The following is a 25,694-nucleotide window of genomic DNA, read 5'->3' on the forward strand; positions in this document are numbered from 1 at the left end:
GTGAGCGTGGACGGCGACGGGCGGGTGCCGGCGGATCCCTGGCCGCTGCCCAGGGACGCCAAGGTGGCGGATCACCTCGTGCAACGGTTGGCGTGCTGGGGCGTCCGCCGCTACTTCGGCTACCCGGGCGACGGCATCAACGGGATGACCTCGGCGCTGCAACGCACCAACGAGCGGGCGCACTTCGTGCAGGTCCGGCACGAGGAGACCGCGGGCTTCGCGGCGTCGGCGCACGTGAAGTACGGGGGCGGCCCGCTGGGCTGCGTCCTGGTCACCAGCGGGCCGGGCGCGATCCACGCGCTGAACGGCCTGTACGACGCCAAGCTGGACCACCAGCCGGTGGTGGCCCTGGTCGGCCACACCGCCCTGACCGCCGAGGGTGGCGGGTACTACCAGGAGGTCGACCTGCTGGCGCTCTACAAGGACGTCGCCGCGGCGTTCCTGGCCCAGCTCGACCATCCCGCCCAGGTGCGTCACCTGGTGGACCGCGCCTGCCGGACCGCGCTGGCGCGGCGCACCGTCACCGCCCTGGTGCTCCCCCTGGACGTGCAGGACGAGCCGGCGGTGCCGGAGCCGCCGTACGCCCACGGGTACTACCACACCAGCAGCGTCCCGGGCAGTGGCCCGACGGTGCCGCCGGAGGCGGAGGTGCGCCGGGCGGCCGACGTGCTGCGCGGCGGCGAGCGGGTGGCCATGCTGGTCGGGCAGGGCGCGCTCGGCGCCGAGAACGAGGTACGCGAGGTCGCCCACCGGTTGGGCGCGGGCGTCGCCACCGCGCTGCTGGGCTTCCCCGCGGTCGACCACCGGGAGCCCTGGGTGACCGGCGCGATCGGGCTGCTGGGCACCCGCCCGAGCTGGCAGCTGATGCAGGGCTGCGACCGGCTGCTGATCGTCGGCAGCAACATGCCCTACTCGGAGTTCTACCCGCCGCCGGGGCGGGCCCGGGCGGTGCAGATCGACCGGGACGGCACCCTGCTGGGGCTGCGGTACCCGACCGAGGTGAACCTGACCGGCGACGCGGCGGCCACCCTGCGCGCGCTGCTGCGTGAGCTGGGGCCGGGCCCCGCGCCGACCGGGTGGCGGGAGACGATCTCCGCGGAGACCCGGGCGTGGCGACAGGCGCAGCGGGATCTCGCCGAGCAACCGGCCGACCCGGTCAACCCCCAGCTCCTCTTCGCCACCCTCAACGACCGACTGCCCGACGACGCGATGATCGCGGTGGACTGCGGCACGGCGACCGCCTGGTACGCCCGGCACATCCAGGTCCGCCCGGGCATGCTGGCCAGCCTCTCCGGCACCCTGCTGTCGATGGGCGGCGCGATGCCGTACGCGCTGGCGGCGAAGTTCGCCCACCCGGACCGCCCGCTCGTCGCGCTCATCGGCGACGGCGCCATGCAGATGAACGGCGTGAACGAACTCATCACCGTGGCCAAGTACTGGCGCAGCTGGTCCGATCCGCGGTTCGTGGTGCTGGTGCTGAACAACCGGGATCTCGCCTTCGTCAGCTGGGAACAGCGCTCCACCGAGGGAACCCCGATGTTCCCGGACAGCCAGGAGCTGCCGGACATCGGCTACCACCGGTGGGCGGAGGTGCTCGGGCTGGGTGGCGAGCTGGTCGACGCGCCGGAGCAGATCCCCGGCGTCTGGGAGCGGGCGCTGAACGCCGACCGGCCCGTGGTCGTCAACGCTCTCGTCGACCCGGCCGAGCTGATGCTGCCCCCGCACTTCACGCTGGAGCAGGCCCGCAACACCGCCGGGGCGCTGCTGCGCGGTGACACCGACTGGGCCGGCATCATCCGCCGGGGTCTGCCCGCCACCCTCACCACCTACCGATCACGTCGCAGGTGAGCGACGGGCAGGGCGGGGCAAGCGGCACCCGGCGGCGCCCGGAGCGAGGTCCGTCCTGACGCCCGGTACGCCGCGGGCGGAACCCGACGGCCGGCCGGTTCGCAGTTGGACGGAACCGACCCGGGGCGCCGGCCGCCGCCGCTAGCGTCGGGAGCATGCCCGCCCGTCCGTCCCGCTGGACGATGCCGCTCCGGGTACTGGAGGCGCCGTCGTACCTGCAGGCGTTCGTGCTGTCCGGGGTGGTCACCGTGCTGCTCGTCCGGGCCTTCCTCCAGGCGGCCGGCTACCCGCAGCTCGGCGGCGGTGGGCTGCACATCGCGCACGTACTCTGGGGTGGCCTGCTGATGACCACCGGGCTGGGTGTCGCGCTGGTCTTCCTGGGCAGCGCGGCGCGCAACCTCGGCGCGGTCCTGGGCGGGATCGGCTTCGGGCTGTTCATCGACGAGGTGGGCAAGTTCGTCACCGCCGGGACCGACTACTTCTACGCCCCGGCGGCGGGCATCATCTACGGCGCCTTCGCCCTGCTCGTGGTGATCACCCAGGCGATCCGGGGCCGGATCCGCCTCACCGGCCCGGAGCGGACGGCGAACGCGCTGTACGCGGTGGTCGGCGGGCTGCGCACCGGCCTCACCGACGACCGCCGGGCGGCCGCGGCCCGGCTGGTGCGCGGGTGCGGCCCGGACGTCGAGGACGCGATCACCCGGCTGCTCGACACGGTGCCCCGGCGCGAGGCACCCGGCCCCCGGTTCTGGCAGCCCTGGGTGCGCCGGGTCCGCCGGGCCGTGGTCTGGGTGAGCACGCACCGGTGGGTGGTGGCGCTGGTGGTGCTCTATCTGGTCGGCGAGCCGTTCGTCGTCGTACTGGGCGTCCTGCTGGACACGGTCACCGGCCAGCTGCACGACCAGCGGGAGTGGCGTGCCGTGCTCGGGGTCTCGATCTCCGCGCTGATCACCGCGGTGCTCAGCATCCGCGGGGCGTCGCTGCTGCCCCGCGACCGGACGCGGGCCTTCCGGCTGTTCAAGCTCGCCCTCCTGGTGGACCTGCTGTTCGGGCAGATCTTCAGCTTCACGGTCAACCAGTTCGGGGCGCTCACCGCGCTCGCCGTGGACCTCTTCCTGCTCGGCGTGGTGACGGCGGAACACCGGCGGCTCTGCCGGCAGGGCCCGGAGCCCGAGCGCTGAACTCCCCCGCCCCGACCGCCGTCGCGGGCCACGGTCGCCCGCTGTAGCGGGACGGCGCCCTGTCCGACCTCAGGGCAGTCCGCTCCAGGGATCCTCGCGGCGCCAGATCGTCGGCAGGTGCAGGGCGACGCCGTCGCGGTCGGCGAGACGGCCGAGCACGCGCATGGTGGTGTCGAGGTCGTCACCGGCGTACCGCAGCGCGCGCGGCGGCCGGTCCAGTGGGCGGAAGAAGTCGTCCCAGTGCGTGAGCACGACCCGCCGGGCTCCCACGGTCCGCACGGTTTGCGCCCAGTAGCTCGTGAGGTACGCCTCGTCCCGCACGCCGAGCTGACCGACCCCGAGGTACGCGACGTCGGCGCGGTGCCCCTCCAGCGCGCCGGGAACGAAGCCCGCGCTGCCCTGCACCAGCGCGGTGCGACCGCTGTCGTGCCGGACCAGGAGCGACCAGGCCTCACCGCACCGGTACGCACGGGCCCTGACCGGCGGCACGACGGGCGCGGTGAGGTGCCCGGGGAAGCGGTCCGGAGGGCAGTGCTCCGACGCCACGAACCCGAGGGTGAACGCACCCGACCTGACCTGCTCGCCGGCGGTCACGACGCGGATGCGGTCCGGCGGCAGGCCGTGGCCGCGTCCGACGTTGGCGGCGGACTCGCCACCGAGGAGTGTGGCGTTGGTGCGCTCCGCGACGACGGCGGAGTCCAGGACATGGTCGAAATGGGTGTGCACCGGCACGACGGCGTCCAGCCGGCGGTCGGCGAGCCCGGCTCGGGCCAGCGAGCCGGTGATCCGCTCCTGGTCGGGAGAGATCCTGGAGAACGCGACCTTGAGCAGCGAGGGCCGGGAGAAGAACCCGTCGGTCAGGATGGCGGATTCGCCGTCGTCCAGCAGCAGCGTGGACACTCCCAGGAACACGGCCGCGAAGCTCCCGGCGGCCGGCGGCACGTCGAACCGGGCCGCGTAGCGGTGCAGGTCGGGACGGCCGAGCTTCAGGCGCATGGGCGGGATGCTAGCTGGCCGGTCGCCGGCGGCGGGACGACGAGGTCCCGCCGATCCGGCCTCGAGCGGAGGCGGATCGGCGGGACCGGTCGGTCTGCGACAGGTCACCGCGGGACAGCTCCCGCGGCGATCGCCCGTGCCGACCCGGTCAGCGGGTGCGCAGCGGGGCGAGCGCGGTGCTCCAGGCCACGACCTGGTCCAGCGTGGTGGTGAGCGCGTCCTGCTGGAACTGGCTCGGCTTGAAGACGCTGAAGTTCTCGAAGTCGGTGAAGAGCGACAACGCCACCTGCGCGCGCACGTCGGCCATCTGCAGCTCGCCGGCGATCAGGCGGAGGTGCTCCACGGCCCGGGTGCCGCCGGCGGAGCCGTAGCTGACGAAGCCGACGGCCTTGTTGTTCCACTCGGCGTAGAGGAAGTCGATGGCGTTCTTGAGGGCGCCCGAGGTGGAGTGGTTGTACTCGGGGGTGACCATCACGAACCCGTCGAACGACGCGATGGTGTTGGCCCAGCGGATCGTGTGCGGCTGGGTGTACTGGCCCATCGCCGGCGGGTACGCCTCGTCGAGGTGCGGCAGCTGGTGGTCGAGCAGATCGACGAGCTCGAACTCCGCGTCGGAGCGCTGCTTGGCGACCTCGAGGACCCAGCGGGCGACGGCTTCGCCGTTACGCCCCGGGCGGGTGCTGCCGAGGATGATTCCGATCCTGGTCATGGCTGGTGCCTTTCAGAAGTCCTTACCTGGCTCCGTGAAGGCTAGCCACTGCTTGCTTGGTCAAGCAATTACTTGAGCGGTGCCGACCGTCACAACACCGGGGGCGGTTGTTTGGTCAAGCAACTAGAATGGGCGGCATGTCCGGTACCTCCAAAACACCACTGCGGCCCCTCAGCCCCGACGAGGAGGCGCTGGTCCGCTCCCTGGGCCAGCTGATGTACGTCCTGCCCCGGGCGATCGACGCCGACATGGTCGGCGCACACCAGTTGCCCCTCACCGAGTACAACGCCCTGCGCAACCTCTCCGAGGCGCCGGACCGGCGGATGCGGATGAACGAACTCGCCACCGCCTGCCAACTCTCCCTGAGTGGGATGAGCCGCACGATCAGCCGGCTGGAGTCCCAGGGGCTGGTCGAGCGGGTCCGGAGCGGGGAGGACGCGCGGGGCTGGAACGCCGTCCTCACCGATGCCGGCTTCGCCCGCCTGGAGCAGTCCTGGCCGAGCCACCTGGCCGCCGTGCGGCGCCGGTTCCTGGACCACTTCGAGGGCTTCGACCTCGCCCGGTTGGCCGGCGCGTTCCAGCGGGTCGGCACGGCCGACTGAGCCACCCCGACGTCGCGATCCCCCGGGCCGAGGTGGCACACCGAGCGACGCACCTCTCCACCGATCATGGTCGGCGGTCCGATTCCCGAGCCATCACGGCCAGAACCCCCCACCGGCCCTGCCGGCGAGCGCGGGGCGACCGGGCATGGTCGCGGCCGGATCGGGAATCGCAGGGCCGCCAGCAGGACCGACGGAGGAGACGCGCCATGACGGACCCCTCGCGCACCGGGTCGAACAGTGTTGGGCCACAGTCCTCGCCCCAGACCCGGGACGTCGGGCCGGCCGGCGGCGGGTTCGCCGTCGTGGAGATGTTCACCTCCCAGGGCTGCAACAGCTGTCCGCCGGCGGAGGAACTGCTGACCGAGATCGAACGGGAGGCCCGGAAGGAGGGACAGCCCGTCTACGCCCTCGGATTCCACGTCGACTACTGGGACGACCTGGGCTGGCCCGACCCGTTCGCCGACGGGGCGTACACCGCGCGGCAGGGGGCGTACGCGCGCGCCTTCGGCTCCGGGGGGTTGTACACCCCGCAGATGATCGTGAACGGCACCGACGAGTTCGTCGGCTCCGACCGCCGACGGGCGGCGACCGCGATCGCCGCCGCCCTGACGGAGGCAGCCACCACGCCGCTCACGCTCTCGGTCGAGGACACCGCCGGGAGTGACGAGCACCGGGTGGTGGTGGACTACCAGACCGAACGGCCGCCGCCGCGGGCGGTGTTGAACGTGGCGGTCGTGGAACGCGGCCTGGAGAACGACGTCCCCCGGGGCGAGAACGCCGGGCGGACGCTGCGGCAGGACAACGTGGTGCGCGCCTTCACCTCGGTAGGCCTGGACGCCCCGAGTGGGCGGGTGGAACTGGCGGTGCCGCCGGACCTCGATCCCGGACAGGCCTCGGTGGTCGGCTATGTGCAGCACCACGGCAACAAGGCGATCGTCGGCGCCACGGCCGTAGCGGTCTCCGTCGGGCGGGGAATTTAACCGGTCCGCCCCTGATGTTCGGGTTTCCCATATTCTGGGTCGCACCAGGGGACGGGCAGGTGGTCGCCCCGAGGTGATGTGCGAAGGAGACCCGTCGTGAGCTCGTCCTCCACCCAGTACCCCGTCCCCGAGGGCCCCGGCTCCATCGCGCAGGCGCCACAGCTTCCGGCGGGCTTCACCGACACGTTCAGCGGCCGGTACGTGGACGCCAACGGCGTACGCCTGCACGCCGTCATCGGCGGCGACGGACCGCCGCTGCTGCTGGTGCACGGCTGGCCGGAGACCTGGTACGCGTGGCGCCTGCTGATGCCGACGCTGGCCCGGGACTTCCAGGTCATCGCGGTCGACCAGCGGGGAATGGGGCTCTCCGAGAAGCCCCAGGACGGGTACGACACCGGCACCCAGGCCACCGACCTGGTAGCGCTGATGGACGCACTCGGCCACCAGCGGTTCGCCGTGGTCGGCCACGACACCGGATTCGCGATCAGTTACGCGCTCGCCGCGGACCACCCGGACCGGGTCGACCGCGCGGTCCTCGCCGAGATCCCCGGGTCCCCGGGTACGGCCCCCTCACCGCCCCTGTTCGTCCCCGGACCGCTCAACGACCGGCTCTGGCACCTCAGCTTCAACCGGCTCGACAAGGTGAACGAACAACTCGTCCAGGGACGGGAGGACGCCTTCTTTCGCTGGGAGTTCGAGGCGGCCGCCAGGAAGCTCCCCGACGAGGTGATCAACTACTACGTCGGCCTGCTCTCCCAGCCCGACTCACTGCGCGGCAGCTTCGGGTGGTACCGGGCGCTCGACCAGACCATCGAACAGGACCAGCAGCGCAAGACCAGGAAGTTGGCCATGCCCGTCCTGGCGATCGGTGGAGCGGCGAGCTTCGGGGACCACGTCTCGCACAACGTGCAGTTGGTGGCGGACGACGTGCAGAGCCTGGTCATTCCCGGCGCCGGGCACTTCGTCGCCGAGGAGGCGCCCGACGAGATGCTGGCGGCGCTGACGGCGTTCCTGGCCCCGTACCGCGACGGGCAGGCGGCGGGCGGCGCCAAGACCTAGCGCCCGATCGCCGCCGGCGTGGGTCAACGGCGGGCCGGCGCCCTGTCGGCCTTGCGCAGCCCGAGCAGGGCGACCAGGGCGAGCAGGATGACGGCGACGACGTACTGCTTGGCCGTGAGGAGCAGGCCGCCGTGGACCACGAGGAAGCCGGCGATGACGGTGGGCAGGCCGAAGCCGACGTAGCAGACGATGTAGAGCACGGAGAGCATGCTGGCGCGTTCGTGCGCCTCGACCAGCGGCACGACCGTCTTGAGGCTGCCCTGGAATCCGGCACCGAAGCCGACGCCCCCGAACGCGAGCCCGACGAAGAATCCGGCGACGGACTCGGTGGTGACCGCCACCAGCGTGATGATCATGCCCAGGATGAGTGCGCTGATTCCGGTGAGCATCACCGTCCGGGCGGGGGCGTTGCGCAGCAGCAGGACGGCGATGGTCCCGAAGACGGCGAAGACGAAGACGACCAGGCCGCCGGCCACGATCGAGCTCTCCATGAGGGCGCGGGTGAGCGCCGGACCGAGCGCGCCGAAGAAGCCGGCCAGCGCCCAGACGGAGAAGACCACCGGAGCGACGACGAGTACCGGCGCGCGTACGGCGCGGGGCAGTCTGATCTCCGGTCGAAGACTCTGCAGCGCTCCCCTCATCGGCGTGACGGTCTCCCCCATCAGCACCACCCCGATGCCCTGGATCAGCAGGACGACGAACAGGACGACGTACACCAGCCGGGTCGGCGCGGGGAAGAACTGGATGAGCAGCGCCGAGAGCAGGGCACCGGTACCGGTCCCGACGCCGGGGGCGATCGAGTTCGCGAGCGTGCCGCGTGCGGGGTTGATGTCGAGCATGGCGGCACCGACGGCGCCGGTGGCGGCGCCGGCCGCGAGCCCCTGTACGACGCGGGCGGCCACCAGCGTGGGTACGCCGCCGGCGAAGACGAAGATGACCAGCGCGATCATCTGGATCGCGATCGTGACCAGCAGGACCGGCCGCCGCCCGACGTGGTCGGAGAGCTTGCCGAAGGTGAGCAGGGACGCCAGCACCGCGAGGGCGTAGACCGCGAACACCACGGTGGTGGTGATCGGCGAGAAGTGCCAGCGCTCCTGATAGATCCCGTAGAGGGGGGTCGGGGCCGCCGACGCGGCCAGGAACGACACCAGGATCGAGGCGAGCAGAAACAGGGCGACACCCGGCGAGAGCCGCCCCTGTCCGGCGTTCCGCATCAGACGTGCTCCTCAGGTGAGCTGCTGGCGGCGGTCCGGCGCGGTCGATCCGGACGCTTTCCGCTGAAGGCCGCAGCGGAGTACCCCTTGCGCCGCGTCGCACGCGACGGAATCCCCGCCGCTTCGCCGTCGGCCCAGGCATCCCGGGCCATCGGCCGGTGGTGACGACTGATCAACCTGACGGGCGACCTTCCGGTCCCGGTGGCGGAGCCGGCCGTCCGGTCGGCCCGTGCGGGGCAGCCGGACGATCGAGGCCCTGCCGGTAGCCGGCGCGGACCGCTGGTGGCGTCGCGGCCCGGGAGCTGGCCGCATTGCGACCCATGGATGTCAGGGCCGCCAGAAAATAGACGAACGTGCACCGGCTCCGGCCGAACGCATCGACGGCTGGCACGATCCGGGGATCTCCGCCGAAGATCATCAGTGCCATGATGTGGAACAGCTTCCGCTGTCGAGAGATCTACACCTGTCACATGAATGACTGTTCACGGAGGCCGGCGCGGGTAGCTTCCGACCTGCGGGATCAACCCGCCGGCCGGTCGTGTCACCGCATTCCGGCACCGCACCCGCGACCCCACTCGACCAGGCCGAGCCGGCACCACGTCAATCGGCCGTCATCGACGGGTTCGGGCTTGTCCACCACGAGCTACCGCTGGCACCGACCGGCGCGTCCGACGGCGCGTCCCCGGTCGCTGCCGGCGTACAGGAGGCATCCGCGATGACCGACGTCCTGAGGTCCCGGCAGGCGACGCCGGTGGCGTCGCTCCGGGTCGACCCCGCAGGCGTCGGCCCGGCCGCGGCCTCGTACGCGCAACGCCAGATGTGGCAGCTGAGCCGCCTCGATCCCGAGTCGGCCACGTACCTGGTGCCGCTGGCGTACCGGCTGCACGGGTCGCTGGACACCGCGGCGCTGTCGGCGGCGCTCGACGCACTGGTGGCCCGGCACGCCGCCCTGCGCACCACCCTCGCGCCGGCCCCGGACGCCGACGCCGGGCCGTCGGGTGGGGACGCCGGTGCGGCCCAGCGCCTGGTCCAGGTGGTGCACGAGCCGCGCCCGGGGCTCCTGCGGGTGGACGACCTCAGCGGCCTGCCCGGCTGGCAACGCGACCAGGAGTTGCAGGCCCGGATGCACGCCGAGGCGCGCACCCCGATGGACCTGGAACGCGGCCCGGTGCTGCGCGCCGGCCTGCTGCGCTGCGCGCCCGAGGAGCACGTGCTCCTGCTGACGATGCACCACGTCGCCGTCGACGAGTGGTCGCTCGGCATCCTGCACGACGAGTGGGCACAGCTCTACGACGCACACCGCGCGGGGCGGCCGGCGGACCTCGACCCGGTCGACGTCGACCACCGCGCCCACGCGGCGTGGCAGCACGACTGGCTCGGCGGTGCGGAGGCGGCCGCCCAGCGCGAATACTGGCGGACGCAGCTCGCGGACGCACCCGCCGTTCTCGAACTGCCCACCCGCGGGCCTCGGCCCGCCGTACCGTCCGGCGCCGGGGCCACCCTGTCGATGCCGCTGGACGCCTCCACGGACGCGCTGATGGCGCTCTGCCAGCGAACGCGGGTCTCCCCGTACATGGTGCTGCTCGCCGTGCTCCAGGTGCTGCTGGCGCGCTGGACGGGACAGCGCGACATCGTGGTGGGCACGCCGGTGGCCAACCGGCACCGCCCTGAGACGCGGAACCTGGTCGGGCTGCTGCTGAACACCGTCGCCATCCGGGCCCGGTTGGCCGACGATCCGTCGTTCGAGACGCTGCTCGCGCGGGTGCGCACCGCCGTCCTCGATGCCCTGAACAACTCCGACCTGCCCTTCGAGACGCTGGTCGAGTCGCTGCGTCCGGCCCGCCGACCCGGTTTCACCCCACTGTTCCAGGTGATGTTCGTCTACGGCCGGGAGGCGACGCCCCCGCCGCTCGACGGCCTCGCGGTCACCCCGATCGAACTACCCGGCGGCACCGCCAAGTTCGACCTCACCGTCTCGGTCCGGGAGAACGCCGACGGCCTGCGGACCGTGCTGGAGTACCGCACCGACCTGTTCGACGACGAGACGATGGTCCGCCTCGCCGGGCACTTCCAGACGCTGCTGCGGTCACTGCTGGCGGACCCGGCCGGGCCGATCGGCTCGGCGGCGATGCTCACCCCCGGCGAGTACCGGCAGCTCGTCCTGGAGGCCAACCGCACCGCCACCCCGGCCGAGCCGGACGAGCTGGTCCACGTGCTGATCGAGCGGCAGGCGCGCCGGACCCCAGCCGGCGTGGCGGTGACCGATGGCGACGCCGCGCTGAGCTACCACGAGCTGCACATCCGGGCCGAGGCGCTGGCCGAGACGCTGCGCCAGCGCGGCGTCGGCATCGGCGGCCTGGTGGGGGTGCTCCTGCCGCGCTCGGTGCCGTTCGCCGTGGCGGTCCTCGCCGTGCTGAAGACCGGCGCGGCCTACGTACCGATGGATCCGGCGAACCCGCCCGCCCGCTTGCGGTACCTGGTCGAGGACACGGCGGCCCCGGTGGTCCTCACCTGCGCCGAGCTGGCGCACCTGGTGCCCGACGGCACGGCGCTGCTGGTGCCGGGCCCGGACACGCCGGTCGCGGCCGCCGACCCCGGTCGGGGCGCCAACGGCTCGGGCGGCGGGCCGAGGCGACGGCCGCGCCGACGGCCGATGCCGTCGGCGGAGGACCTGGCGTACGTCATCTACACCTCCGGGTCCACGGGCCGCCCCAAGGGCGTCATGGTCACCCATCGCGGCGTGTGCAACTACGTGCGCTGGGCGGCGCAGGCCTACCGATTGCGGCCCGGGGACACCGTCCCGCTGCACTCGTCGATCGGGTTCGACCTGACCGTCACGAGTCTGCTGGTGCCGCTGACCAGCGGGGCCACCGTGCTGATGATCGGCGAACACCTCGGCCCCGAGGCGCTGGGCGAGGCGCTGCGCCGGCAGCGGACGGCGTTCGGGCTGGTCAAGATCACCCCGGCCCAGCTCGACCTCGTGAGCCGTCAGCTCAGCCCCGCCGAGCTGGCCGACCGCACCCGGTGCTTCGTCATCGGCGGCGAGAACCTGCGCGCCGACCAGGTGGCGCCGTGGCGGGCCCACTCGCCCGGCACCGCGCTGGTCAACGAGTACGGCCCGACGGAGACCGTGGTCGGCTGCGCCGCGTACGAGGTGGACCCGAGCACGCCGGCCGACGGCTCGGTCCCCATCGGCCGGCCGATCGCCAACACCGAGCTGTACGTGCTCGACGGGTGGCTGAACCCGGTCCCGGCGGGCGTGGTCGGCGAGCTGTACGTCGGCGGAGGCGGCGTGGCGCGCGGGTACCTGCACCAACCGGGGTTGACCGCCGAGCGGTTCGTCCCGGACCCGTTCTCGTCCGTCCCCGGCGCGCGGCTGTACCGCACCGGCGACCTGGTACGCCTGCGCCCCGACGGCAACCTCGAATACCTCGGCCGCACCGACAACCAGGTCAAGCTGCGCGGCTTCCGGGTGGAGTGCGGCGAGATCGAGGCGGCCGTCCGGCGGTGCCTGCCGGACAGCGACGTCACGGTGCAGCTACGCCGGGACGACCCCGACGACCCGCAGCTCGTCGCGTACGTGGCGGGCGGCGCGGCAACCGACGCCGGGACCCTTCGGACGGCCCTCGCCGCCGAGCTGCCGTCCTACCTGGTTCCCGCCGCGTTCGTCTTCCTCGACGCGCTGCCGCTGACCAGCAACGGGAAGGTGGACGCCGCCGCGCTGCCCGCTCCCGACCGCGCCCGCGACGTGCCGCGGCAGCGACCCGCACCCGAGCGGCCCGCGACACCCGCACCGCCGGTGGCCGCGCCCGCCGACCCCGACCCGGCCCGGTGGGACATCGCACGGCCCCGCCTCGACCGGCTGGTCGTGGACGTGTGGCGCGACGTGCTCGGCGTCGAGCGGGTCGGGCTGCGGGACAACTTCTTCGACCTCGGCGGCCACTCGATGCGCCTGCTGGCCGTCCTCGACCGGCTGCGCGCCGAACTCGGCGACGTCGTCACGGTCACCGACCTGTTCCGCAACCCCACGGTCGAATCCCTGGCGGCGTTCCTGACCACCGCCACCACCGGCACCACCGCTCCCGCCGACCCGCACGCTGACGCCGCGCCGGCCCGCGCCGCCCGGCCGTCCCTGGTCGCGAGCGCCGACACCGGCCAGCCCAGCGGCCTGATCGCCGTCGTCGGCATGGCCGGCCGCTTCCCCGGCGCGCGGACCGTCGACGAGTACTGGCACAACATCCGCGCCGGGGTGGAGTCGGTCCGGGAGTTCACCGTCGAGGAAATGCTGGCCGACGGTGCGGACCCGAACCGGCTCGACGACCCGGCGTACGTGCGGGCCGGCACCTGGCTGCCGGGCATCGACCAGTTCGACGCGGCCTTCTTCGGCTTCACGCCCCGGGAGGCGCAGACCCTCGACCCGCAGCACCGGCTGCTGCTCGAGTGCGCCTGGCATGCGCTGGAGCACGCCGGCTACGACCCGTCCGGCCACCCCGGACGGATCGGCCTGTTCGCCGGGTCCGGCCGCAGCAGCTACCTGCTCGACCACCTGAGCAGCCATCCGGAGCTGACGAGCACCATCGGCGAGCACCAGTTGTCGATCAGCAACGACAAGGACTTCCTGCTCAGCCGGGTCGCCTACAAGCTCGACCTGACCGGCCCGGCCGTCACCGTCGCCACGGCCTGCTCGACCTCGCTGGTGGCCGTGCACCTCGGCCGGCAGAGCCTGCTGACCGGCGAGTCCGACCTGGTCCTGGCCGGCGGGGTCAGCGTCTTCCCCGCGCAGCGGCGCGGCTACCTCTACCACGACGGCGGGATCTACTCCCCCGACGGGCACTGCCGCCCGTTCAGCGCCGACGCGCGCGGCAGCATCGAATCCAGCGGGGTCGGCATCGTGGCGCTGAAACGGCTGGAGGACGCCGTCGCCGACGGCGACACGGTCTACGCCGTGATCCGCGGCTCGGCCGTCAACAACGACGGGGCCCGCCGCACGGGCTACACCGCGCCGGGCGTCGACGGCCAGGTCCGGGTGATCAGCAGCGCGCTGGCCGCGGCCGGTGTGGAACCCCGTTCGGTGAGCTACGTGGAGGCCCATGGGACGGGCACGATCCTCGGCGACCCGATCGAGGTGACGGCGCTGACGGAGGCGTTCCGGCGCGGCACCGACGAGCGCGGCTTCTGCGCCCTCGGCTCGGTCAAGGCCAACATCGGGCACACCGACGCCGCGGCCGGGGTCGCCGGCCTGATCAAGACGATCATGGCGCTCTGGAGCCGTGCGCTGCCGCCGACGATCAACGTCAGCCGGCCGAATCCGGCGATCGACTTCGCGGGCAGCCCGTTCTACCTCAACGACACCGCCCGCCCGTGGCTCGCCGACGGCCCGCGCCGGGCGGGGGTCAGCTCGTTCGGCATCGGCGGCACCAACGCCCATGTGGTGCTGGAGGAGCCGCCGGCCACGACCGCCGCGCCACCCGCCGAACCGGCCACCGGGCCGCAGCTGCTGGTCGTGTCGGCCCGTACCGTCGAGTCGCTGGAGCGGCAGACCCGCCAGGTCCGCGACTGGCTCGACGGGCAGTCCGGGGTGGACCTCGCCGACGTCGCGGCCAACCTGGGCCGGCGCCAGCCGATGGCCCACCGGCGGTTCCTCGTCGCGGCGGACCGCGCCGACGCGCTGGCCGCCCTCGACTCGCCGCAGCGGCAGTTCACCGGCACCGAGCCCGGCGGCCGGAGGCCGCTGGTCTTCGCCTTTCCGGGGCACGGCGCCCAGCACGTGGCGATGGGCGCCGGCCTGTATCGCGCCGAGCCGACCTACCGGGCCGTGGTGGACGAGTGCGCCGAGCTGCTCCGCGACGACCTGGGGCTGGACCTGCGTACCCTGCTGTGCCCGGCACCCGACGGGCACGAGCGGGCCGAGCGGCTGCTCGCGTCGCCCCGACTGGTCCAGCCCGCGCTCTTCGTCACCGAGTACGCCCTCGCCCGGTCGCTGCTCGCCCGGGGCGTGACCCCGGACCTGATGGTGGGACACAGCCTCGGCGAGTACGTCGCCGCGTGCCTCGCCGGCGTCTTCTCCCTGGCCGACGCGTTGCGCCTGGTGTGCGTCCGCGGCGAGCTGGTCGAGCGGACCCCGGCCGGGGCGATGCTCGCGGTGAGCCTGCCCGAGACGGCGGTGGCCGGGCTGCTGGGCGAGGGCGTGTCGCTGGCGGCCGTCAACGCCGCCGAGCTGTGCGTGCTGTCCGGCGCTCCGGAGGCGATCGAGGAGCTTCGGCTGCGGCTGACCCGCGACGGGGTGAACTGCCGGCCGCTGCGGGTCACCCGCGGCTACCATTCGGCGCTGCTCGACCCCGTGCTCGACGAGTTCGCCGACCACGCCCGCCGGATCGTCCACCACGCACCCGAGCGCCCCTACCTGAGCAACCTGACCGGCAGGCCCGTCGCCCCCGGCGAGGTCCTCGATCCGGGGTACTGGGTGCGGCACATGCGGGAGCCGGTGCGGTTCGCCGAGTCGGCCGCGCTCCTCGCCGAGCAGGACGTGGTCCTCGCGGAGCTGGGTCCCGGGCACGCCCTCGGCGGCCTGGTCCGGCTGGCCGGCCTGCGGCCGGGCCAGGTGGTGGCGGCGATGCGGCACCCGCGCAGCGACGTCGACGACCTCACCACGATGCTCGACGCGGTCGGCCGGCTGTGGCTGTCCGGCGTACCGGTCGACTGGCAGCGGTTCCACGGCGGCCCGCGCCGCCGGCTGGCCCTGCCCGGCTACCCGTTCGAGCGGCACCGGTACTGGGTGGATGCGGCGCCGCGGACCGGCGCGGCGGACCCCGCGCCCGCCCCGCCGGCGACTGCCCCGGTCGACCCGGAGGCGCCCGAGCCGGTCGACGCCGGCAACCGGCCCGCCCTCAGCACGGCCTACGTCGCGCCGAGCACGTCCGAACAGCGGTGCGTGGCGGAGATCTGGGCCGAGCTGCTCGGCATCCAGCCGATCGGGGCGCTCGACAACTTCTTCGAGCTGGGCGGGCATTCGCTGCTCGCCACCCAGTTCGTCGTGCGGCTGCGGGCCCGGCTCGGCGTGGCGCTGCCGCTGGAGACGGTCTTCGCCCAGTCGACCGTCGCCGGGATCGCGGCGGCGCTGCCGGCGACCGGCACCGCACCCGCCACCCCGGCCGCCCCCGTCGCGCAGCCCACCGCCGCGCCGACCACGTCCGCCGAGCCGGCCGAGCGGGCCGAGCCGGCCGAGGCGGCCATTCCCCGCGCGGAGCCGGGCGCCGGCCCGGCGCCGCTCTCCTCCGGGCAGCACCGGCTGTGGTTCCTCGACCAGGCGTACCACCAGAACGCGTACACCGTCGGCACGGCGCTGCTGCTCGACGGCGCCCTGGACGTCGACGCGCTGCGCGGGGCCCTCGCTGAGCTGGTGCGGCGGCACGAGTCGCTGCGTACCGTCTTCCCGACCGGACCCGACGGCGACCCCGTCCAGGAGGTGCTGCCGCCGGGCGCGGTCGACCTGCCGGTCGGGTCCGCGCCGGCGGGCGCGGACGACACGGGGCCGCGCACCATCGTGGAGTCGGGGGTCGCCGACGCGGTGCCGCAGTGGGTACACGCGGCCCTGGCCGCCGACGTGCGGCGCCCGTTCGACCTGGCCCGCGGGCCGCTGTTCCGAGCCGTACTGCTGCGGATCAACGACGACCGGCACGTGCTGTCGCTGACCATGCACCACAACGTCTCCGACGGCTGGTCCCTCGGCATCGTCGCGGGCGAGGTGGCCACCCTCTACGACGCCGCCCTCGCCGGGCGCCCCTCGCCGCTGCCCGAGCTGGCCGTGCAGTACGGCGACTACGCGCGCTGGCAGCGCAGCCGGCTGGCCGACCCCGACAGCGACGACCTGCGGTACTGGCGCCGGCAGCTCGACGGGGTGACGGGGGTCCTGGAGGTGCCCACCGACCGGCCCCGCCCGCCGGTGCAGACGTTCGACGGCGCGGTCCGCACCCGCGTCCTGCCCCCGCGGGCCGCCGACGAGCTGCGCCGCTTCAGCCAGGCCCGGGGCGCCACGCTGGCCATGACGGTGCTGGCCGCGCTGAAGGCGCTGCTCTGGCGCTACACCGGCCAGCGCGACATCTGCGTCGGCACGCCGGTCGCCGGCCGGGTCCGCGCCGAGCTGGAACCGATGGTCGGCTTCTTCGTCAACATGCTGCCGTTGCGGACCGTGATCGACGGCGACTGGACCTTCGAGGAGCTGCTCGGCCAGGTACGGCGCACGGCGCTGGGGGCGTACGACCACCAGGAGGTGCCGTTCGAGCGGCTGGTGGACCTCGTCGACGCGCCCCGCGACCTCAGCCGCAACCCGCTGTTCCAGGTGATGTTCAACCTGCTGAACCTCCCCGAACAGCGGGACCTGGGAGCACCCGGGCTGCGGATGGTCCCGTTCGCCGTCGAGCCGGGCATCGCCCAGCAGGACCTGGCCCTGTACGCGTACGAGGTGGACGAGGGGCTGCGGTTCCGGTTGGAGTACAACACCGACCTGTTCGACGCGGCGACCGCCGAGCGGATGATGGGGCACCTGGAGACGCTGCTCGCCGCCGCCGTCGCCGACCCCGGCGTCCGGCTCGCGGACGTCCCCGTCCTCACCCCCGCCGAGCTGGCCCGGGTCGCCGAGTGGAACGACACCGCCACCGCGCTCGACTGGGCCACACCGGCCGGGCGCGTGCCGACCCTGGTGGAGCTGATCGAACGCCAGGCGGCGACGCGCCCCGACCGGCCGGCCGTGACGTTCGGGGCGACCACGCTCAGCTACGCCGAGTTCAACGCCCGGGCCAACCGGCTCGCCCACCGGCTGCGCCGGGCCGGCGTCGGCCCGGACGTCACGGTCGCCGTCTGCCTCGACCGCTCGCAGGAACTGCCGGTCACGCTGGTCGGGGTGCTCAAGGCGGGCGGCGCGTACGTGCCGGTGGACCCCGACTACCCGATCGAGCGGCAGCGCTACGTGCTGGAGCACAGCGGTGCCGCGGTCCTGGTCACCGAGGCGGAGCTGGCCGACCGGTTCGCCGGGTACGCCGGCGAGCTGCTGCACAGCGGCCAGGCCCCGGACGCGGAGCCGGACAGTGACCCGGAGCCGCTGGCCGGGCCGGGCCACCTCGCGTACGTCATCTACACGTCCGGGTCGACGGGACGCCCCAAGGGCGTCCGGATGACGCACGGCGCCGTCGTCAACCTGCTGGCCGCCATGCGCGAACGGCCGGGGCTGACCAGCGACGGCACCATGCTCGCGATGGCCAGCTTCGCCTTCGACATGTCCGTACCGGAGCTCTTCCTGCCCCTGGTGGTCGGCGCCCGGATGCTGCTGGTGGGTCGCGACGTCGCCTACGACGCGACGCGGCTGGCCGATCTGCTCGTCGCGGAACGCGTCACCCTGGCCCAGGGCACCCCGGCGACCTGGCGGCTGCTGATCGAGTCCGGCTGGACCGGAATGCCCGGGCTGACGGCGGTGTGCGGCGGCGAGGCGGTGTCCGCGCCGCTGGCCCGGCAACTGGCCGAGCGGGTCGGGGTGTTGTGGAACCTGTACGGCCCGACCGAGGCCGCCGTCTGGTCCACGATGGAGCGGATCGAGCCGGGCTTCACGCACCTGACCATCGGCCGTCCGATCGGCAACATGCGCGTCCACGTGCTCGATCCGCAGCTCTCCCCCGCCCCGGTGGGCGTGGTGAGTGAGCTGTACCTCGGCGGTGCCGGACTGGCGCGCGACTACCTCGGCGACCCGGCGCTCACCGCGCAGCGGTTCGTGCCCGACCCGTACGGCGGCGGCCGGCTCTACCGCACCGGCGACCTGGGCCGGTGGCTGGCCGACGGCCGCATCGAGTTCGTCGGCCGCAGCGACTCGCAGGTGAAGGTGCGCGGATTCCGCATCGAGCTGGGCGAGATCGAGCAGGTGCTGCGCCGCCACCCGTCGGTACGCGACACCGCCGTCGTGGTCCGCGAGGACGCGGGCGAGAAGGCGATCGTGGCGTACCTGACGTTGACCACCACTGCGGAGACCGGCGGGGACCCGGACGCGGCTCAGGGGACGGACGTCACGGCGGACTTCGACGCCGACCCGGCGCCGTGGCGGGCGTTCGCCCGCACCTACCTCCCGGACTACATGGTGCCGTCGGCCTTCGTGGTGCTCGACCGGATGCCGCTCAGCGCCAACCGCAAGGTTGACCGCGCGGCGCTGCCGGCACCACGACGCGGCGGCGCGGTCGTCGGGGCCGCTGCGCCGGACACCCCACTGCGCAAGGCCCTGGCCGAGCGGTGGGCGGCGGTGCTCGGGTACGACAGCGTCGGCATCGACGACGACTTCTTCGACCTCGGCGGCGACTCCTTCAAGGCCATCAAGGCGCTGGCCGGCAACGACCCGGCGATCAGCGTCCTCGACCTGTTCCGCTACCCGACGATCCGGTCGCTGACCGAGCACCTGGCGGCGACCGGGGGTTCCGCCGGTCGGCTGCTGCACGAGTTGACCCCCTCGCGACCGGCGACGCCGACGCGGCTGACGTTGCTCTGCGTACCGTTCGGTGGCGGCAGCGCGATCACCTTCCAGCCGCTGGCGGACGCCCTGCCGGCGGGCGTGGCGCTGTACGCCCTGGAGCGGCCCGGCCACGACCTGAACCGCCCGGACGAACCCCTGCTGGACATGGACGATCTGGTGGACCGCTGTGTCGCCGAGGTACTCGACCAGATCACCGGACCGGTGGCCGTGTACGGGCACTGCGTGGGCGGCGCCGAGGCGGTGGAGCTGGGCCGCCGGCTCGAGGCGGCCGGCGTCGAGCTGACCGGCGTGGTCATCGGCGCGCACTTCCCCGCCCCGCGACTGCCCGGCCGGGTGTTCAGCTGGCTGCGGCGGTGGTTCCCGGTGGAGCGCTGGACGTCGAAGCGGCGGACCCTGGAGGCGCTGCGCGCGATGGGCTTCTTCACCGAGGTCTTCGACGAGCGCGAGAAGGACTTCGTGATGCGCGTGGTGCTGGCCGACTCCGCCAAGGGCGAGGACTACTACACCGACGTCTATGCGGGCGGCCTGCCCCGGAAGCTGTCCGCCCCGATCGTCAACGTCATCGGCAGCGGGGACCGCGCCACGGAGCTGTACCAGGAGCGGTACCTGGAGTGGGAGTTCTTCTCCGACCGGGTGTCGCTGGAGGTAATCGAGGGCGCCGGCCACTACTTCGCCAAGCACCAGCCCGACGAGGTGGCGCGCATCATCCTGGCGCACTGCGACCCGGCGACCGGGCCGGCGTCGGTGCCCGGGCAGCGGCAGCCGGCCGACGGCGCCCGACAGGGCGACAAGGCCGTACCCACGCCGCCGCGCGAGCAGCCTGCGGCGGTGCGGGGCAGGGCCCCCGCCGACCGGCCCGCCGCGCGCCGCGCGATGCCCAGCCTGACGGTGTTCTACCTGATCGCGGTCGGGCAACTCGTCTCGCTCATCGGCAGCGGGCTGACCGGCTTCGGCATGAGCCTCTGGGTCTACCAGCGGACCGGGTCGGTCTCGCTGTTCGCCACGGCCACCGTGCTGGCGCTGCTGCCCGCCGTGGTCCTCTCCCCCATCGCGGGCGCGCTGGCCGACCGGTGGGACCGGCGGCTGATCATGATCGTCGCGGACTGCCTGGCGGCCACCGGCACGGTGAGCCTCGCGCTGCTGCTCTGGCTGGGCCAGCTCCAGCTCTGGCACGTCTTCACCGCCATCACCGTCACCGCGGTGGCCACGGCGTTCCAGCAACCGGCCTACCTGGCGGCCGTCACGCAACTGGTGCCGAAGCGCTACTACGGGCGCGCCAACGGCATCGTCTCCCTCGGCACGGCGACGAGCACCGTGCTGGCGCCGCTGGTCGGCGGTGCCCTGGTGATCGCGGTCGGGCTGCGCGGGATCGTCGTCGTCGACCTGCTCACCTTCGCCTTCGCGGTCGCCGTCACCCTGTCGGTCCGCTTCCCGGACACCCTGTTCGTCCGGCGCGAGGAGCCGTTCCGGCGGGAGGTCCTGGGCGGCTGGCGGTTCATCACCCGCCGGCACGGCCTGGTCGCGCTGGTCGTGCTGACCGCGTCGCTGAACTACTTCTTCGCCATGGTCGAGGTCCTGGTCACCCCGCTGACCCTGTCGTTCGGGGATCCGGCGGTGCTCGGCCGGGTGCTCGCCGCCAGCGGCGTCGGCATGCTCGTCGGCTCGGTCCTGATGGGCGTGTGGGGCGGCACGGCCCGGCGTACCACCGGCATCCTGGCCAGCGTCGTGCTCCTCGGCGCGTCGCTGCTCACCGTCGGCCTGCACCCGAGCCCGCTCTTCCCGGCCGTCGGCCTGTTCGGCATGGGCCTGGCCACCGCGCTGGTGAACACGCACTGGCTGGCCATCGTGCAGGCCAAGGTCGGGCTGGAGCTGCAGGGGCGGGTGCTGGCCATGGGCCAGATGCTGTCCTGGTTGATGGTGCCGGCCGGTTTCCTCAGCGCCGGCCCGCTCGCCGAGCACGTCTTCGCCCCGCTGGTGTCCCCCGACGGCGTACTGGCCGCGGTCGTCGGCACCGGACCGGGCCGGGGCATGGCCCTCGCGGCGATCGTCGCCGGACTCTGCTCGCTCGCGCTCGCCGCCGTCGGCATCGCCTACCGGCCGATCCGCGACCTCGAGGACGAACTGCCCGACAGCATCCCCGGCAGCATCGTCCTCACCGACAAGGACCGCCTGCAGGAGGCGGCCGACCAGGAACTGGCGCTGGTCAGAAGCGGCGGTCCAGGCCCGGGCGACGCGACGGGGAGGGCCGCGTCGGTGCGCGGTGGTCGCCGGTGAGCGCCCCCACCCGGCCCGCCGGCCCCACCCGCCGGTCCACCGGCCGGCGCGCGACCGCGGCAACGGCGGTCGTGGACTGCCTGCACCGGATGGTGGCCGCGCAGGCCGCCCGGACCCCGGAGGCGGAGGCGGTCCGGTACGGCGACCGCGCCCTGTCCTACCGCGAGCTGGACGAGGCGGCCAACCGGCTGGCCCGGGTGCTGCTCCAGCGTGGGGTGACCCGGGAGGAGCGGGTCGGCGTCTGCCTGCCGCGTACGCCGGAGCTGGTGGTGGCCCTGCTCGCCGTGCTCAAGGCCGGCGCCTGCTACGTCCCGCTGGACCCGGCGTACCCGCCGGCCCGGGTGGCCTTCATGACCGCCGACTCCGGCGTGCGGCTGGTGCTGACCCGCGCCGACCTCGCCGACCGGTTCCCCGACAGCGCCCTCCCGGTCGACCGGCTCGACCCGGGCGGGGACGGCACCGACCCGGCGGTGGCGGCGACCCCGGCGGACCTGGCGTACGTCATCTACACCTCCGGCTCCACCGGGCGGCCCAAGGGCGTGGCCATCGAGCACCGCTCGGCGTCGGTGCTCATGCACTGGGTGCGGCAGGCCTTCGACGACACCGAACTGGGCGGGATGCTCGCCGCCACCTCGGTCTGCTTCGACCTGTCCACCTTCGAGATCTTCGGCCCGCTCTGCTGGGGCGGCCGGGTGCTGCTCGTCGACGACGTGCTCGCGCTCGCCGCTCCGGGGGCGGACCGGCTGCCCGTCACCCTGGTCAACACCGTTCCCTCCGCGATGGGCGAGCTGCTCACCGCGGACGCCCTGCCGGCGAGCGTGCGTACGGTCTGCCTGGCCGGCGAGCCGCTCACCGCCGCGCTGGCCGCCCGGGTCTGGTCCCGCCGGCAGGTACGCCGGCTCTGCAACCTCTACGGCCCGTCCGAGGACACCACCTACTCCACCTGGGCGGAGGTGCCGCCGGACGGCGGGGACCCGCCGATCGGCCGCCCGCTGCCGCAGACCCGCGCCTACCTCCTCGACCCCGACGGGCAGCCGGTCCCGCCGGGCGAGCCGGGCGAGCTGCACCTGGCCGGGGCGGGCCTGGCCCGGGGCTATCTCGACCGGCCGGAGGAGACCCGGGCCCGGTTCCTGCCCGACCCGTTCCGCCCCGGCGAGCGGATGTACCGCACCGGGGACCGGGTCCGGCTGCGGCCGGACGGGCAGTTGGCGTACCTGGGCCGGCTCGACGACCAGGTGAAGCTGCGGGGCTACCGGATCGAGCTGGGTGAGGTCTCCGCCCGCCTCGCCGCCCTGCCCGGGGTGCGCGAGGCGACCGCCGCCGTCCGGGAAGGACCGAGCGGGGACCGGCTGCTGGTCGGCTACCTGGTCGGCGAGCGGCGTGCCGACGTACGGGCCCGGCTGGCCGAGGTGCTCCCCGCGCCGCTGGTCCCGGCGACCGTGGTCTGGCTGGACCGGCTGCCCACCCTGCCGAACGGCAAGGTGGACCGGTCCGCCCTGCCCGCCCCCACCCTCGGCGACGATACCGGGCCCGACCCCGGACCGCTCGACGGCACGGCCGGCACCGTGGCGGCGGTCTGGCATGAGCTGCTCGGCGTGCCGGTCCGCGACGCCGACAGCGACTTCCTCGCCCTCGGCGGCGACTCCCTGCTCGCGGTCCGCTGCGCCACCCGGCTGGCCGCCGCGACCGGCCGGCCGGTCCGACCGGGCGACCTCTTCGCCTACCCGACCGTCGCCGCGTTGGCCGCCCACGTCGACGGGCTGGCCGTCGACCCGGCGTCGGTCGGGGAGCCGGCCGGCCCGGTACCGGCCGGTCCCGCGCCGCTCTCCGCCGCGCAGACCCGGCTGTGGTTCCTGCACCGGCTCGACCCGGCCGACACCTCCTACCTGCTGGCCTTCGCGGTCCGGTTCGCCGCGCCGCTGGACCCGGACCGGCTGGCCCGGGCGCTGCGTCGGGTGGTCGACCGGCATCCGGCCCTGCGCACGGTCTTCCCCACCGGCCCCGAGGGTCCGGTGCAGCTCGTCCACCCCCGCACCGATCCGGCGCCGGTCGTCGCGCCGCCCGATCAGGGCATGCCGCTCGACGGGCGGCTCACCCGGCTCGCCGCCGAGGCCACCCGGTCCCCCATGGACCTGGCGGCCGGCCCGCTGCTCCGCGCCCACCTGGTACCGGACGACACCGGCCGCGCGGTGGCGCTGCTGCTGGTGATCCACCACATCGTCTGCGACGACTGGTCGTTCGGCGTGATCGTCCGGGACCTCGCCGGGGCGTACGACGCCGAGGGCGTTGGCGGGACGGGCGCGGAGAGTCCGGCGGTCGGCCCGGCGGCGCTCGCCCTGGCGCAGCGGGACTGGCTCGCCGGGCCGGTCGGCCGGCAGGCGGTGACCGACGTGCTGGACGAGCTGCGCGCCGCACCGGACCTGCTCGACCTGCCCGCCGCCCCGCCCGGGCCGCGCCGACCTGCCTCGCCCGGGCCACGCCGACCCGGCCCGACCGGTGCCCAGCCTGACGAACACCCGCCGTCCGGGCGCCGGCCCGGCGACAACCCTCCCGCCGGCGCCGCCCTGCGGACCACGGTGGACGCCGACACCGCCGAGGCGGTACGCGAGCTGGCCCGGGCCGAGCGGGTCAGCCTGCACATGGTCGGGCTGGCCGCCTTCGCCACCCTGCTCGGCACGGCCACCGGCCGGCACGACCTGCTGATCGGCGTGGCCTTCGCCGGCCGGACCAGCGTCGCCGCCGAGCAGAGCGTCGGCTGCTACGTCAACACGCTGCCGCTGCGGCTGCGTCCCGCCCCCGACCGCCGCTTCGCCGACCTGCTCGACGAGGCCCGCCGGGTCACCCTGTTCGCCGCGGCCCACCAGGACGTCCCCTTCGACCTGCTGGTCGAACGACTCCGACCCGCCCGCCGGCCGCACCGCAACCCGTTGGTGCAGGTCGCCTTCGGCGTGCAGAACGCCCCGGCGGCCCGGCACCACGACGCGGCCGGTGTCGAGTTCACCGGCGTGGAGCTGACCCCGGACACCGCCCGGCTCGACCTGACCCTCTGGCTCGACGAGCGGCGGGACGGGCTGGCGGCGCTCTGGACGTACCGCACCGACCTGTTCGACCACGACGGGGTGGTCGCGTGGCACCGCCGGTTCACCGCGCTGCTGCGTACCGCCGCCGTCGACCCCCGGCGCAGTCTGGCCGACTGCGTCGACACCGCTGGGAGTGACAGATGACTGAGCAGACCCGGGTCGCGCGGCCCATCCCTCGTCGCGGCCGTGACCGGAACCTGGTGGACGTCCACCCCGACTGGCCCGACGGCCCACTGCCGGCGCTGGTCCGGGCAGGAGTGCCCGACGTCGACCTGGCCGGCTGGCTGGCCGGCCACCGCGACGAGGTCGACGAGCTGGCCCGCCGGGCGGGGGCAGTGCTGTTCCGCGGCTTCGCCGTGGCCGGCGCCGGCGACTTCCGCACCGTGATGGCCGCGCTCTCCGACGACGTGCTCTCCTACGGCGAACGCTCCTCACCGCGCAGCCAGGTCGCCGAGGGGGTGTACACCTCCACCGAGCACCCGGCCGACCAGCCGATCGTGCTGCACAACGAGCAGTCGTACACGGTGAACTGGCCGCTGCGCATCGTGTTCCACTGCGAGGTGGCGCCGGCCGCCGGTGGGCGTACCCCGCTGGCGGACAGCCGCCGGGTGCTCGCCCGGCTCCGCCCGGAGACCGTCGCCGAGTTCGAGCGGCGCGGGGTGCTCTACCGGCGCAACTACCTGCCCGGCATCAGCCTGCCCTGGCAGACCGCGTTCCAGACCGGTCGGCGCGACGAGGTGGAGGCGTACTGCGCCCGGGCGCTGATCGACGTGGATTGGGTGGGCGAGGCGCAGCTGCGTACCCGGCAGGTCCGCCCGGCGGTACGCCGCCACCCGGTCACCGGGGAGCGGACCTGGTTCAACCACGCGCTCTTCTTCCACGTCAGCTCCCTGCCCGAGGACGTCAGCGCCGGCCTGCGGGCCGCCCTCGACGAGGAGGACCTGCCGTACCAGACCGCGTACGGCGACGGCACGCCCATTCCAGCCGACGTGCTGGCCGAGCTGCGGGCGGCGTACGCCGCCGAGACCCGCTCCTTCGACTGGCGACCCGGCGACGTGCTGCTGGTGGAGAACATGCTGGCCGCCCACGCGCGGGAGCCGTTCACCCCGCCCCGGCGGATCCTCACCGCGATGTCCGACCCGGTCGCCGCGCCCGAACTGGCCGAGGCGGTCCGCTCCGGCACGGCCGCGACGGGAGGCCGGGCGTGAGCGCGAGGAGTGAGCCGGGCCTGCGAGCCCCGCAGT

At 74.1% G+C, this 25,694-nt stretch carries 11 protein-coding genes; 8 read left to right on the plus strand and 3 right to left on the minus strand.

The window, feature by feature from the left end; all coding sequences use genetic code 11:
• Both GA0074696_RS23170 and GA0074696_RS23175 read left to right on the plus strand, forming a co-directional pair.
• The gene (locus tag GA0074696_RS23170) at nt 1–1,848 is read left to right on the plus strand and encodes a thiamine pyrophosphate-requiring protein (RefSeq protein ID WP_172894402.1); all 1,848 of its coding nucleotides are present in this window, start codon (nt 1–3) and stop codon (nt 1,846–1,848) included.
• Between the two features lie 182 nt (nt 1,849–2,030).
• Nucleotides 2,031–3,029, plus strand: a complete 999-nt coding sequence (locus GA0074696_RS23175) for a hypothetical protein (protein ID WP_088963054.1) — start codon at nt 2,031–2,033, stop codon at nt 3,027–3,029.
• Nucleotides 3,030–3,098: 69 nt separating this feature from the next.
• Here GA0074696_RS23175 and GA0074696_RS23180 read toward each other — a convergent pair whose 3' ends face one another.
• Together GA0074696_RS23180 and GA0074696_RS23185 are read right to left on the minus strand one after the other, a co-directional pair.
• Entirely contained in the window at nt 3,099–4,025 is a 927-nt protein-coding gene (locus GA0074696_RS23180; protein ID WP_088963055.1) for an MBL fold metallo-hydrolase, read from the minus strand.
• Nucleotides 4,026–4,173: 148 nt separating this feature from the next.
• Nucleotides 4,174–4,734: an NADPH-dependent FMN reductase gene (locus tag GA0074696_RS23185; RefSeq protein WP_088963056.1), complete on the minus strand. Its 561-nt coding sequence runs from the start codon at nt 4,732–4,734 to the stop codon at nt 4,174–4,176.
• A 137-nt stretch (nt 4,735–4,871) separates the two neighbouring features.
• Here GA0074696_RS23185 and GA0074696_RS23190 point away from each other — a divergent pair, with 137 nt between their 5' ends.
• The 3 genes from GA0074696_RS23190 (at nt 4,872) to GA0074696_RS23200 (ending at nt 7,375) form a co-directional block, all read left to right on the plus strand.
• Nucleotides 4,872–5,336, plus strand: coding sequence for a MarR family winged helix-turn-helix transcriptional regulator (locus tag GA0074696_RS23190; RefSeq protein ID WP_088963057.1), 465 nt, complete (start codon nt 4,872–4,874; stop codon nt 5,334–5,336).
• Between the two features lie 206 nt (nt 5,337–5,542).
• Nucleotides 5,543–6,316, plus strand: a complete 774-nt coding sequence (locus tag GA0074696_RS23195; protein WP_088963058.1) for a DUF1223 domain-containing protein — start codon at nt 5,543–5,545, stop codon at nt 6,314–6,316.
• A 96-nt stretch (nt 6,317–6,412) separates the two neighbouring features.
• A complete protein-coding gene (locus GA0074696_RS23200; RefSeq protein ID WP_088963059.1) occupies nt 6,413–7,375 on the plus strand; it encodes an alpha/beta fold hydrolase in 963 nt (320 codons plus the stop codon).
• A gap of 23 nt (nt 7,376–7,398) precedes the next feature.
• On the opposite strand, the gene GA0074696_RS23205 is transcribed toward GA0074696_RS23200, so the two are convergent.
• Nucleotides 7,399–8,589 (minus strand): MFS transporter, encoded by a 1,191-nt coding sequence (locus tag GA0074696_RS23205; protein WP_088963060.1) that lies wholly within the window; start codon nt 8,587–8,589, stop codon nt 7,399–7,401.
• 715 nt (nt 8,590–9,304) lie between these two features.
• On the opposite strand from GA0074696_RS23205, the gene GA0074696_RS23210 reads away from it, so the two are divergent.
• From GA0074696_RS23210 to GA0074696_RS23220, 3 genes are read left to right on the plus strand one after another with little or no spacing between them, the layout of a single operon-like run.
• Entirely contained in the window at nt 9,305–21,370 is a 12,066-nt protein-coding gene (locus tag GA0074696_RS23210) for a hybrid non-ribosomal peptide synthetase/type I polyketide synthase (protein ID WP_088963061.1), read from the plus strand.
• A complete protein-coding gene (locus GA0074696_RS23215; RefSeq protein ID WP_088963062.1) occupies nt 21,367–24,594 on the plus strand; it encodes a non-ribosomal peptide synthetase in 3,228 nt (1,075 codons plus the stop codon). Before GA0074696_RS23210 ends, GA0074696_RS23215 begins: the two co-directional genes overlap by 4 nt.
• Nucleotides 24,591–25,658: a TauD/TfdA family dioxygenase gene (locus tag GA0074696_RS23220; RefSeq protein ID WP_088963063.1), complete on the plus strand. Its 1,068-nt coding sequence runs from the start codon at nt 24,591–24,593 to the stop codon at nt 25,656–25,658. Before GA0074696_RS23215 ends, GA0074696_RS23220 begins: the two co-directional genes overlap by 4 nt.
• Nucleotides 25,659–25,694 lie beyond the last annotated feature (36 nt).

This window comes from Micromonospora purpureochromogenes, from assembly GCF_900091515.1.
Classification (GTDB): Bacteria; Actinomycetota; Actinomycetes; order Mycobacteriales; family Micromonosporaceae; genus Micromonospora; species Micromonospora purpureochromogenes.